This is a genomic window from Pedobacter sp. ok626 (genome assembly GCF_900100435.1).
In the GTDB taxonomy this organism is placed as follows: Bacteria; Bacteroidota; Bacteroidia; order Sphingobacteriales; family Sphingobacteriaceae; genus Pedobacter.
Window position 1 is genome coordinate 101,673 of the sequence record NZ_FNEX01000022.1, and the last position, 12,304, is coordinate 113,976.

The following is a 12,304-nucleotide window of genomic DNA, read 5'->3' on the forward strand; positions in this document are numbered from 1 at the left end:
AAGACTAGTGTTGAATTTCGTAATCTGTATCTTGGCTTAGGCAAGCCCTATTCATTAATCCTCTACGAATATTCATTAAAGAAAGTGTAAAAGGAACTTTTTTAGAGTTCCTTTTCTTAAGCGCGGATCCAGTGTCAAAGCAGGATGTATGTCACTGTATTATAAAACAATTCTAAACGTGTTAAATCCTTATTCCAAATCAACATTATGGTTCATCGTTGCTGGGGTAAGATGATCAGGAGACTCTTTTCCTTCCCAGACGTTACCATTAACTAAGTATAGTTCATAGTAGATGATCCATTCAATTAACCATGGAATCGTATTTTCGTAAACTTTAGTCTTTTCTGTCCATTTTGTCTCCTTAGCATACGAAAGACAAAGACTATGATCTGAGTACATGTGAATTTTGGACGAGGGCTTTATTAATGGTTCTAAAATTGTTGTCTTTGGCTCTTTACCAACCACATGTTCAATTTTAACTTTATAGGATATATTGCTTTCTTCAAGTTTAACATAGCCTTTACAAATTAGAACCTTTCGATCAATAGTACATTTTAAAAAGTCATAGTTATCTTCTATAAGCTGCTTCTGATGCGTTAAATAAGCGTACTTGTAATCACCATGTCTTGGTATTTTCACTTTACTTCCAAAATGAAAACTATGCGCAGTATTCTTTACCGCGGTTTTAACAGATGTTATATTTCCTGAAGATGTGGTATATGCAGCTCCGCTTGAAATAAGGCCTGCTGCTGCCCTGAGTTTAGAAAATCGATCACGCTCTATATTGAAAACCTGGTTAACAGTAGTTTTACCGAATGAAAGTTCTAACACTTCTGAGAGTTCTTCCTGTGTTCCTATAATTTTATCTGACCTTAATGATTCCACCATTCTACTATGCCATCTGCGAAACTCCTTTTCCAACCTAGAATCTAATGCCCATTTATCTGCAAAGTTCTCATTTGGATTTACAGGATTCGAAATCCATTGTATACCATTGAAGGTTGTAATATATGCTGGCATTCGTTCTAAGATATCTAAAAGCACATCATAAAATGTACCTGTGCTGCTGTAAGACATTACATCCTTATAAGCTTTAGCAGCCAGCGTCGTGATGATAACTGAAATCGGCTTATGCTCATTATCGCCATACATAAGATCACGATGCCGCTTCATTAACTGTACTGCTTGCTGCAAAGGTGTTCTAACCTTAAAATCAGGCACCTGTTGAACACTCATTCTAAGTTCAGCTGCAAGCTTCATTCTAATTGCATCTGCTTGGATTTTCATAACGTCCAGAAACCACAATGCATATCCTTCTGGATTACTACGCGGAAGTTCTGAGGTTGTAAGATAATAATCCGGATGTTCATTATCGGTAATCAGTACAGCATGTTCCGCATACCTCAAGGGAACTCCAAGATCGATCAGCCACTTAAAATTATCAGCCGTTGCAGGCACAACATCAAAATGAAAACGAGATGATTCTGAATACTTTAGACGCCAACACCGCTTCTTTTCTTCTAACATTTCCTTATAAACTTTACTTGACTTAAAACAATCACCAATGAGTTGTTTCATCTTATACTGCGAAACTGGAAGTTGAATATCCAACCTGCAATTTGCATCCATGTCAAATTCACATTCTTGATGAACTGGCCTTGTCACCGTTCCAATTCTCATAGATCCTTGAGGTACAATTTTAGGATTATATGCAAAAAGATTACATTCAGGATTAGAAAGAAATTTTCCAACTGCTGCATATTTACTGATTGCTTCTTCATATTGTGAATCTGTCAAATCTATTGATTTAGCAAGTTGCTCAAGTATATTACCAAGGTATTTTCTTTCTTCAAAGGTCAAATTTATCATGATTATGAAATGATTAATGTTTTAATAAAGGAGTTATTTTTGTTATTCTGATCATATAAAACCAGTTCTTTATCGGCCTTGGGCATTCTGACCCTACCAAATTCTATAGCGGCAGAATTAGGAGCGATTGGAAAAACATGAATTTGTTTATGGTCTGGATGAGCTACATTTATTTGATCAAATGCAGAGCGAAAAACTCGCTTTAACTGTTGCATGTGAACACGTGATTTCAGAAAATCTCTTCTTGGATCTGAGATTCTAACAGTCCAAATGCTGAGCTGTTCTTCCCCAAAAACTTTCTTTATCCGTTCATCATTCAGCTCAGCACTAAGTTCTAGTTTGAGTACAGGAAGACCAGTAAATGTTACTGGTGGAACAACCTGACATCTCAGATCACTACTATCTTCTTGCCATTTCCAGCTATCAGAAGGGTCTCTAAAGTATTGAAATATATCTGCAGGTTGTAACTCGGACACCAAAGATCCTAATTTAATCAATAGTGGTTGTGGAGCAATGGCAAACAGCGAAATATGCGCAGATGATCTATCGTTTAAAAAAGGCATAACGTTTTGGTTGTACCATCTTTCTAAAACAAGAGGTTCTGTCGACCAATAAATCTCTTCGTGATCATCAATGGGACTATTCTTAGTACCGCCCTGAATGAAATAACCTTTGAAAGGAAAATAAGCAGGGATAATGGTTTCAAATGCTTTACTCCTATTAAGAACTGGATAAAAACTACCAACCTTTCCCAGGTAAGAGACCACTAAACTTCTGTTTGCACATTCAATACCAGTCACTAGGTTAATCCTATGTTCATGATCCTCTTTCATTGTCATCAACAACTCTACAGAATGGTTTTTCCGGTCAGACTCATCGATTCTATTATGACACTCATCACAAAGTAACATGAGGTTATCATAACTAACTTCCAATTCCTTTGACTTTATTTCGTCCCCTCTAGGACCAGCTGGGCTAGCTGCTACAATATGGGAAATATAAGCCTTATTCATATCTTTATACATGAGATCATCTTTCCATAACGACACATTACAGCCACTGTATTGACATCGTCCTGCGGATTGTACCCAGAGTTTTCTTGCGATCCCTGTGGGTATTTGTTTTCTAGTCCTTACTATTTTCATATTATCCCAGATGCTTTTTAATCCACTCCCAATGCGTTTTTTCTAACCAGCCATAATAATTTGCTTTTACCTCGATTATCAACAAGTAATCGTTATCATCCATATGTTTCCATATTCTATTATGTAATCCAATTGCCGACTCTGTTGTCGAAACCAGCCAGGTAGATTTTAATGGCTTGCAGAAAGCCGACGAGCGCTCTATCTCTGTTATTACACCATCGTAATTTTTATCTTTTTTGTTAAGATCATATGTTACTAAATAAACTGACATAAATTTTCTTTCTCCTTTTTTCAGCCCATACAAGGGTCTTTTATATATAAACCAATAACTTCAGCTATAGGAAACACTTTCTCATTCAGTGGTATTACACATAATCTCTTTCAACATGCTCTCATCGTGTTCCCTATATTATAATCAAGTTCTCAAATAGGACAGCTCCCCAATTTCCTTAAAAACTTGGAGATGGAGTTTTATCTGTTAAATATGTGATTACTGCTAAACAAGAGTTCATCTTCCTATCAAATTGTATATCCCTTGTTTTGTAATTCCAATATTATTTTGCAAACTTGCTTAACCATAATACTTTGAAGCGTGACAAAGTACTTTGTCACGCTTCAAAGTATAATCTAAAAGAAGCTCTTGAAAACTATACAACTACGACAGGCATCGGATACAGACCTATTGGAATTCATTTGCAGTAATGATGCAAGTGAAGAAGCCTATGGTATTTTTGTAAACCGCTACATAAAAGATCTTGGAGATGAATGCGCAAAAATATGTGATAGACGTAAGCTGGATAAACACGTTGGCATGCAGATTGCACACGAGGTATTTGAGAAGATTAAGAAATACCGTTCGTTCGATAAGACTAAATTAAAAGGAAACATTGAACGTGAGTCGATTATGCGATTTATGTTTACAATATCTCTCAACCTTTTTAGAGATTATCATAAAAAAGGCAAAGAAAACAATACAACATTTACCACATACTTTGATGACTTAGCGAGTACTGTCAAACTTGATGTTAAAGATAATAAGTTAAAGAAAGATTTCACTTTGCGCATATTGAAAAAATTAAATCCGAAAGAAGTTAAGGTATTATTAGCTGATATTGAATATAAACGGCATTATAGATACTTACCTGATGATGTGGTAGCCTCACTTTGCAAAGAATTAAATGTTAAGGAATCAGGAGTAAGAAAACTTCGTGAACGTCTAACTGCTAAAATAAAAAAAGAAATAGATGCCATTAATAGAGAACAATAAGGTCGAATTTTCAATGGATGATTTCGAGAAAGGGCTTATGTTACTAGGGCTTATCTCTCCGAAGTCAATTGAAGAAATTCAAGAGAAAGAAGAACTTGACGACTACGAAAGATCTTTGGTTAAGAATAAATCAACCACCTATTTTAAGCGTGCAGTTTTGGGCGCCGAAATAGTCACAAAGTTGAAGAATGAAAATACATTTGGAAGAATCAAATTTCAAAAGTTGGTCTTTTTGTGTGAGCATATTTCAAACATGGAGCTTTCCAGATATGTGAAACAAGCTGCAGGGCCATTCGACAACAAATTTATGCATTCGATTGACAAGGAGTTTAAAAAACAAAAGTGGTTCGATGTGAAGACTGTTAAGAGCGGAGATTATACAGTGAAAAGATACGTTCCAATGGAAAATGTTGAATCCTATAATAAATATTACAAGAATTACTTTTCAGCATATGATGAGCATATTCAATTTATCATTGAGCTGTTTAGACACAGAAAAACAGAGGAAACAGAGTTAGCGGCAACGGTTTTGGCTTGTGTTCTTGAGCTAAAAGAATCGGATAAAATTGACAGATCGAACCTAATGCAGGTTTTTTATAACTGGCATGACAAGAAAAAGAGGTTTACTGAACTTCAGATATTAACCTCCTTTAACTGGTTAAAAGAAAAAGGGCTATTACCAAATGACGTGAATCTTTAAAGTGTCCCCTTCTCTAGGTTTTTCAAAAGCCCGGTTCTGTTGAACCGGGCTTTTTCCCAAAACAGATATAAATCTATTTACTTTCCTTGTTTTTCAGTTCAGTTACTTCAGCGCGGCCTTCCTGGGCTGCAACTTTAATATCCTGAAATGCTTTGCGCAAACGCGTACCCGCTGCCTTGTTTCCTTTAGTGTAAAATGCTGTAGCATCTGCTTCCGCAGCAGCTACCAATTCTTTTAATTTATCAAATGCTGACATAATGAATGTTTTTTATAATGTGAATATATTAATTATTTAACAAGCAGTGGTAATAAAACTAAACCCCAAGCCCGGCTTCCTGGCCTTTTTGCTTACCCTGTTCTACTTTGTTACCAAATTCCTTCTCTTTGCCCATACCAGGTTTTAAAAAGTTCTCCCTGATCTCTGGCTTACCGTCCCGGTCATAAAAATTAATGTTGCCATAACGGGGTATTGCCTCTACATCCAGTTTTCTCGCTTCCGCTCCCGGCACTTCAACAATAACCGGCACACGTTCACCATCTTTTAATTGTTCCAGCAATCCTGCCATTTTCTTCGGATCGTCAAGCTCTTTGATTTCATAACGTTTAAGCTCATCCTCCAGCTTGAAACCATAACCGCTATTAAATTGCTTAACCCTCAAATTCCCATAATTATCCCTGGGCTCATCAAATTTATAAATGTTCCAGGCCTCATACTTTACACCTTGTCGGCTCACCAGATCATCCCGATAAGCAGCTCCATTTTGCAACATACTCGCACTCTGAACCATATTAAATCCTACCCCCCTATTGACATAAACCGTATTTTCGACTATCGGATTATAATAAGCCCCCTGAAAACTCTTGGTTACATAATCCACCTTACCGTCTTTCATGGTAGCCAGGGATTGCCCAGGGGTTAGCTTATTTTTATCATCAACCTTTCCGGTTGCAAGTTCACTGGTACCATTTTGCTCGTTGAAATACTTGATTGCCTCAATCGGACTGTCAAACTTCCTGAACAATGGTTTTTCAAATTCCAATCCATTTTCATCCTTAGTAGTGGTCACCGTGTATTTGTAATCATGTTCCAACGGCTTCACCTTATTGTTCAAGGCCAGATCATACTTGTTAAAAAAGTAATACTCTGAATCGCCACCACCCCGCTTCAAATGTGCAGTAGCCTCCAGGTACCCTTTACGTGCAGGTATGGGTATAGTTACCGAAATGCGTTCCACATTGGTTTCCATTTGTTTTTCAATTTCTACCTGCATCGCAGCAGGCATTTTCAGGGCCTTAGCCTGGTCCTGAAAATCTTCTAATGAGTTTCTATTCATATCTTCATATTTAATTACTAATTCCGGGTTAAGCAGGCTCATTTCCCTGCAGGCACGCAAAGTGTCAAACAGGTAATCAGCCGGCACCAATTCTTCTTGAAAAGTGCGTTCAGTAATATGCTCTCTTCTCCAGGAAGGATCTTTTAAATGCACTAAATCTTCCCTATTCACAGGGGTATTCAACAGATAGCCTGTTAACTTTTCCAGCATAATGCTGCCTTTTGAAATGTCAAATTCCATTTCAACAATGGCAAAGTCCCCTTTGTACTCCATCAGCTCCACAATTGAAAATTCTGTCCCGTAATAAGGGATGTTTTCAATCAGCGTAGTATTGACCCATTCTTCAGGATAACCTTCCTCTTTGAGGTATTCTGCCAGTTCTGCAAATTCATGTGCTACCATAGACTTCCTTTTAATTCCCCCTCGGTTCAGCTACACCACTAAAGACTGGCTTTGCTCCTTTTTACGGGATTTAGTCAGTTTAAGCGACTTAGGCTTTTCCATCTGGGTCTTCTTAGCTGATACCAGAGATTCCACAGCAACAGACTTGCCTTGTTCATTTCTTAAAACCACCTGTTTATCAATGGCATTGGCTTCAAGAAACGTAGTCTCCCCGCCTACCCCTTTCAGCAAGATCTGATTGCCTTTTTCCAGCCCATCCAACACCCTTGCTGAAGTCAGTTCCCATTTCTCAAGTGCCGAAGCGATCTTAGCCACCTGTTGACTAATGTTAAACTCATAATCAGCCCCCATTTCTTTTAAAACCGGTTTTCCATCAATGTCTAAATTCTTAAAATCCAGCTGCAACCATTTACTACCCATGCGGTTCTCCCCGATCTGGTAATGCTTTAAAACTGATCTGCCTTGCAAAAGCTTAGCAGCCTCCCTGGCATTGATACCGCCTGCCGCGTCAAAAGTATAAGACCGGGACTTTTCAGGATTAACCGGATCTTTCAGCATAGCCGTATAACCATTCAGCTGATAGGCCTCTGAATCATTTTTTTCCATGTGTAGCTTCATCTGGAAATTGTGGTCAGCACCATAAGCAGAGACCACAGCAATATCCAGTCTCGGATTTTCAAAATCTAGCCTTTTCTCTAAATTCAACCGTTCCGGATTTACCCCGATACTACCCAGCTCAGAAGAAAGCGAAACAATATTATCCGCCTTCAACTGCCTTAACCTAGCCGTCTGAACAGGCCTATCGTAAACCAGCGATTTCAACCTGCGCAATACCCGCAATACAGGATTCGGGTAAATCTGTTTTTCCAGCCTGGCGGTAGTCTTTTTCAGCATCGCCAGTACTAGCTTTTCATCCGGGCTGGCACTCGGACTGATCCTTGCCACCCCAGCTGATAAAAACTCAAACTTTTCCTTATTCAGTTCAGCGGCTATACCACTTCCAAATACAGATTCCAGCATTTCCTGTTTCCGGTGCCAGCTTTCCCAAAGTCCGATCGCCCGGTTAATTGTCCCATCCATCACTTAACCTTTTTGGTGTTGTCCCTAAGCAGCAAAGGATAACCCGCTTTTAAAGGCTGCTTTACCCTCTTCAGTCTCTTGGTCAGCATATTCTTAGCCGCTTCAATCCCTGCACCTGCTACCTGTACGCCTAAATTCTGGTCAAAAGCCCCGATACCAAAACCACCGATTGCATCACTGCTCCCGGAATTCACCGCATCCGTTAAAACTGCTTCAGGAGCATTGATCCCGACCATCGCATCTTTTTTATCGAACACCGTCAGGTTCACTGGGATAATCTGGTTTCCCACACGGATATTGCGGATCACCAGGTTCAGCCGCTGGTTACTGAATTCAGCGAGCCCAAAGATTAAGTGCCCCTTAGGGATCAGCTGTCCTTTAACCACCAGCGTATCCAATAAGCGCAATTCCACCACTGAACCCTGAACTGCCTTTTGTTTTATAGCAATCTCAGCGGGTATCGCCTTAAATAAACTGTCCGGAACAACGGCAGTCTTACTGCCCAGCTGCTTTTGCCTGGCCAACTCCGGGTTCTGCACCGCAATGATCTTATCCATCAGTGAATTCAGCTGCGCCATTTCTGGGTCATCACCGCCCGAGGGTGATTGCATCGTTTTCATCAGGCTTTCCAGGCGGGAAACATCCTTAGATAAATGCTCTTCCCTCTGCTGCCCTCCACTCTGTTTAAACAACCCCTCGTAACTTTTTTGTACAGTAACAGGCTGGTTGATCTCCCGGTTAATGGCCGCCAGTTTCTCATTAATCTGCCTGGTTTGCGGGTCTTCAACAGCTGTAAAACCCAAACGTCCGGCTACCGCCTCAATCCCATCACGCGCTCCTGTTTCCCCGGTATCACTTTCGGTCAGCCTGTAAATCCCCAGCTTATCGCTGGGTTCATTCTTTTTAAACTGCGCATCTGGCAAATCCATATTGATGCCTTTAGCCACCGCATCTTTTTCCTCCACCAACCCTTTTCCGCCCCCAAGGGCATAAAAGCCCAGGGCTAAGAAAGGCAGCGCCAGTAAAGGCAAGCATAGGAATAGCTTACGCTTTTCTACTCTCGTTCTCTGTTTACTCATCTTAATTCTTTTATGTTTTAAAAATTTATTGATTCACATCCATGCTGCTAAGACCAATTTCAGGCAATAGCATCCAAATACAAGGCAAAACCCGATCAGTAGCCAAAGCCATGACCTGCCCGAAATCCTCTGCGTTTTAGTATTCAGATAATCCGCTAAACTCTTCTGCCTGCTGACGATCTTATCGGCAATCCTTTCCGCTACTGCCTGCTGTGCTGCATTAAGCGGTACTTTCTTCCCCTTAAATAGCCTCATCTCCCCTCCGCTTTAGCTGCAATATCCGTATTGACCAGGGTCTCCCATCTCTGGATCAGAAAGCCATGCGGATTGTTGTCCGTCTGTTCCTTCAACTCACGCACAGTTCCTTGCGTCACCAGTTTACGCATTACCGTACTACTTGACCTGACCAGCTTTTGCGTGGCATAACAGGTAAAGACATAGGGCAGTTGGTTCAGGTCCAGTTTAATGCTGTCCACCTCTATCTCCTGGGAGATATTCGCCGAGATCAGGTTGTTGTAATAACCGGATTCCCGCAAATTATCATACTCCTTTTTCGCGCTCTGATCGGCCAGGTATAAAGCCTTAGTCACTGTAGCCCGGATGGCCTTGTCATCAGGATTCAGGTTAAAAAAGTACTGGTGAAAAGTTTTAATGTGGTCACGCAGCTCTACCCCCAGGTTGCTTTTCTTATCTGAGGCAAAAGCTTCCAGCACCTTTCCATTATATAATATATGTATGGTCTGGCGTTCCCGGTAAATGACCTCGCAGAACTTATAAATGCCGAAACACACCACCAGCACATTCCCGATCAGGAAAGCAATACTGAATTTTTTAATGTGCTGAAAAGCACTGTCTATATTTTTTAATTGTTTAAACATATCCTTCTTCTTTACTTTCCTGAAACCTTGTCCTTGAAATAATCATTGCCAGCTACCTCTGCCATTCCCTGAGAAAGATTTGACCTTGCATTATCGAAACGGTCTACGACCATTCCTGATGCACCTTGTGCCGCACCAACAGTTTTATTCATTCCACCTGTAACCAGTGAATTTACCTTGGAAACCAAAGCATTACCACCGCCCGCATGGACAATGTAATTGGCCACATTTGGTACCGTAAAATAACCTACGATTCCAATGCACATAAATATGAGGTACGCAAAATCCGTCTGGCTAAAGAAAGTATCGCCTTCTTTACCGATCTGTGCAATATCAATCAGCAGCATCTTTTCCTGAATCGTTCCTAATATCTTAGAGAAAATATTGGCTACCGGCAGCCACAAAAACACATTCACATACCGGGCAATCCATACCGTCAGCGTATGCTGGAAGCCATCAAAGACCGCAAAACCAAAGACCAGTGGTCCCAGTATAGCCAATACAATCAAATAAAAAGTCCGGATTGTGTTGATACAAAGTGCAGCCGCAGCAAACAAGACCTGCAAGACCTCGCTCATCCAGGCTTTAATACTGTTGCGGAAATTATAGGACTGTTTATCCATCCAGAACTTCATGTCATTACCAATCCCTTCAAAAATACCCTCCTCTTTCCTGTTGGGGTCTTTAGGATGTGCATACTTATACCAAAGATCACTGTTCCCACGCCCGCTCTCCCCAACATACATCTGCCAGTGTTCACTCCCCTTAACTGCTGCCTCCTTCTGTTTCAACAGCGCGGCAATGGTGACATTACTGTCCTTAACCATCGCGGAAGTTGCCGACACAACCGGCTGCAATACCCCGTTCATCACCGCAATCACCAGCGGAAACAACATAATTGCCATCCCCAAACCAAAGGGCCTCAACAAGGGATAAAAATCCACAGCTTCGGCATTGGCAATATGCCGCCAGACCCTGGAAGCGATATACCACAAAGCCCCAAAGCCAGCCAAGCCACGGGCTACACCAATCAGCTTGCCACATAGCGGGATCATATCGTTATACACCCCATCCAATACCCCCTGCATCCCATTTATCGATCCTGCAATACCGCCTCCACTCTGTGCCCAAACCTGACCCGGCCACATACAACAAACCACAGCCAGCAAAGCCCAGACCGCCCTGATCCTGCTTTTAAAAAATCTCATCATATACATTAATTCAGGTTATACAATCGCTTCGGTACCGAAACCTCCCTTTTCTCTTTTTCCCGCTGCAAATTCAGTAAACTGGTTTCCCTGTTAAACCCACGCAGAAATACCAACTTACCCTCCAGTTCATCGAACACCCTGTCAATCAAGCGCAAACGTTCCTCATCACTCATCCTTAGCTTTCCCGCAGTAATCACCATCACCAGCTGATCCAAATTGTCCAGGCTCTGACCAAGCAATTGACCATAAACCTTCCCCAGGTACTCCAGTTCCGAGACTGAAAAATTTCCACTGGAACCAAATCGTTTAAACGCCCCTTTATACTCCGTGACCAAGTCAGCCTGCATGGAAACAATGTCTGCTACCTTACGGTATTTACGCAGCTCGGGACTCACCAGCATTAACCCGTCGATAAACACCTCGTGGAGGGAAAAATTCCCCTCGGCGATATTCTTCACCGTATTATAACCCTTTGACACCACCTCATATCCTCGCTTCATATCAGAAAGGATATTTTTCAATTGGCTAAGTTTTTCTACATTCAGCAGCAACTGCTGCGCTTCCTGGCTCTGGGCATACCCCATGTTCATACAACCCCGAAAAAGCAATAACATTAACACTACTCTTTTCATTAAATCCTCCTTACTCCCTAAACTGAAACATTCTTAACATATCCCCGATCTCCTGACCTCCCACTCGCCTTTGCCGGATCAAACCAGCCACATTCCCGCAGAAATCCTGTACGAACGAAAACTTATCCAGCATATTTTCATACACCACGTCTAAACGTTTAAACCGCTCATCATCCTTCATTTCCAGCCTGCCAGAGGTCACCACTAGCAGCAATTCTTCCAGGTCATTAAAGCAGTCCAATGTGACTGCCCCTTGTACCAGGCGGATATAAGCCTGGTCTTCTGCCGATAAATACTCGCTGCCCTTTACATCTCCGAAACCAGCCAGAATACCGATCTGCAAAGCAATGATCTCCGCCACACGAGCGTCATTCCGAATAACAGGGCTCACTTGTTTCAGCGAACTGATAAAAGCATTGTGCAAACTAAACTCTCCTTTTGTGATATCCCGGACAGTAGAAAGTCCGCCATCCACGATCTCATAACCCTTTTTCAGGTAACCAGCATACACTTTCAGTGCAGCGATCTGTTCCAGCAGGTAACGCTTTTGTGTCTTCTTCTGCTTAAACCATTCCGACCAGGTCTGGGCCGATAAAGAAAGCGGAAAAACACTAAACACTAGCACTACAACCAGCAGGCAGCGTGCTTTAATTTTTATAATTTTATATTTAAACATTCTTTTGTAATTAATTGATTAAAACCAAGAC

The 12,304-nt window shown here is 41.2% G+C and carries 14 protein-coding genes; 2 read left to right on the top strand and 12 right to left on the bottom strand.

Annotation, left to right across the window (positions count from 1 at the left end):
- Nucleotides 1-189 precede the first annotated feature (189 nt).
- From BLS35_RS24670 to BLS35_RS24680, 3 genes are read right to left on the bottom strand one after another with little or no spacing between them, the layout of a single operon-like run.
- A complete protein-coding gene (locus tag BLS35_RS24670; protein WP_090786404.1) occupies nucleotides 190-1,869 on the bottom strand; it encodes a nucleotidyltransferase domain-containing protein in 1,680 nt (559 codons plus the stop codon).
- Between the two features lie 2 nt (nucleotides 1,870-1,871).
- Nucleotides 1,872-3,014: an HNH endonuclease gene (locus BLS35_RS24675; protein ID WP_090786406.1), complete on the bottom strand. Its 1,143-nt coding sequence runs from the start codon at nucleotides 3,012-3,014 to the stop codon at nucleotides 1,872-1,874.
- A gap of 1 nt (nucleotide 3,015) precedes the next feature.
- On the bottom strand, nucleotides 3,016-3,285 hold the full coding sequence (locus BLS35_RS24680) for a hypothetical protein (RefSeq protein WP_132226063.1): 270 nt from the start codon (nucleotides 3,283-3,285) through the stop codon (nucleotides 3,016-3,018).
- A gap of 369 nt (nucleotides 3,286-3,654) precedes the next feature.
- Between BLS35_RS24680 and BLS35_RS24685 the strand changes: the two genes are divergently transcribed.
- Together BLS35_RS24685 and BLS35_RS24690 are read left to right on the top strand one after the other, a co-directional pair.
- Nucleotides 3,655-4,281 carry a sigma-70 RNA polymerase sigma factor region 4 domain-containing protein gene (locus BLS35_RS24685; RefSeq protein WP_090786411.1) on the top strand — a complete coding sequence of 209 codons (627 nt, stop codon included), beginning with the start codon at nucleotides 3,655-3,657 and terminating at the stop codon, nucleotides 4,279-4,281.
- Complete coding sequence (locus BLS35_RS24690; RefSeq protein WP_090786413.1) at nucleotides 4,259-4,981, top strand: hypothetical protein; 723 nt, start codon at nucleotides 4,259-4,261, stop codon at nucleotides 4,979-4,981. The genes BLS35_RS24685 and BLS35_RS24690 overlap by 23 nt, the downstream gene beginning before the upstream one ends.
- Nucleotides 4,982-5,054: 73 nt before the next feature.
- Here BLS35_RS24690 and BLS35_RS24695 read toward each other — a convergent pair whose 3' ends face one another.
- Genes BLS35_RS24695 through BLS35_RS24735 form a run of 9 tightly spaced genes read right to left on the bottom strand, consistent with a single transcriptional unit; the run spans nucleotide 5,055 to nucleotide 12,273 of the window.
- Nucleotides 5,055-5,237 carry a histone H1 gene (locus BLS35_RS24695; RefSeq protein WP_090786415.1) on the bottom strand — a complete coding sequence of 61 codons (183 nt, stop codon included), beginning with the start codon at nucleotides 5,235-5,237 and terminating at the stop codon, nucleotides 5,055-5,057.
- A 58-nt stretch (nucleotides 5,238-5,295) separates the two neighbouring features.
- On the bottom strand, nucleotides 5,296-6,717 hold the full coding sequence (locus BLS35_RS24700; protein ID WP_090786417.1) for a hypothetical protein: 1,422 nt from the start codon (nucleotides 6,715-6,717) through the stop codon (nucleotides 5,296-5,298).
- Nucleotides 6,718-6,747: 30 nt separating this feature from the next.
- Nucleotides 6,748-7,797 (bottom strand): hypothetical protein, encoded by a 1,050-nt coding sequence (locus BLS35_RS24705; protein ID WP_090786419.1) that lies wholly within the window; start codon nucleotides 7,795-7,797, stop codon nucleotides 6,748-6,750.
- Complete coding sequence (gene traM, locus BLS35_RS24710; RefSeq protein ID WP_090786421.1) at nucleotides 7,797-8,876, bottom strand: conjugative transposon protein TraM; 1,080 nt, start codon at nucleotides 8,874-8,876, stop codon at nucleotides 7,797-7,799. The genes BLS35_RS24705 and traM overlap by 1 nt, the downstream gene beginning before the upstream one ends.
- A gap of 33 nt (nucleotides 8,877-8,909) precedes the next feature.
- Nucleotides 8,910-9,131, bottom strand: coding sequence for a hypothetical protein (locus BLS35_RS24715; protein WP_090786423.1), 222 nt, complete (start codon nucleotides 9,129-9,131; stop codon nucleotides 8,910-8,912).
- Nucleotides 9,128-9,754 (bottom strand): conjugative transposon protein TraK, encoded by a 627-nt coding sequence (traK, locus tag BLS35_RS24720; RefSeq protein WP_090786425.1) that lies wholly within the window; start codon nucleotides 9,752-9,754, stop codon nucleotides 9,128-9,130. Before traK ends, BLS35_RS24715 begins: the two co-directional genes overlap by 4 nt.
- Before the next feature lie 11 nt (nucleotides 9,755-9,765).
- Nucleotides 9,766-10,965 carry a conjugative transposon protein TraJ gene (gene traJ, locus BLS35_RS24725; protein WP_090786470.1) on the bottom strand — a complete coding sequence of 400 codons (1,200 nt, stop codon included), beginning with the start codon at nucleotides 10,963-10,965 and terminating at the stop codon, nucleotides 9,766-9,768.
- Between the two features lie 5 nt (nucleotides 10,966-10,970).
- Complete coding sequence (locus BLS35_RS24730) at nucleotides 10,971-11,597, bottom strand: hypothetical protein (protein ID WP_090786427.1); 627 nt, start codon at nucleotides 11,595-11,597, stop codon at nucleotides 10,971-10,973.
- A gap of 10 nt (nucleotides 11,598-11,607) precedes the next feature.
- Nucleotides 11,608-12,273, bottom strand: coding sequence for a hypothetical protein (locus BLS35_RS24735; protein ID WP_090786429.1), 666 nt, complete (start codon nucleotides 12,271-12,273; stop codon nucleotides 11,608-11,610).
- Nucleotides 12,274-12,304 lie beyond the last annotated feature (31 nt).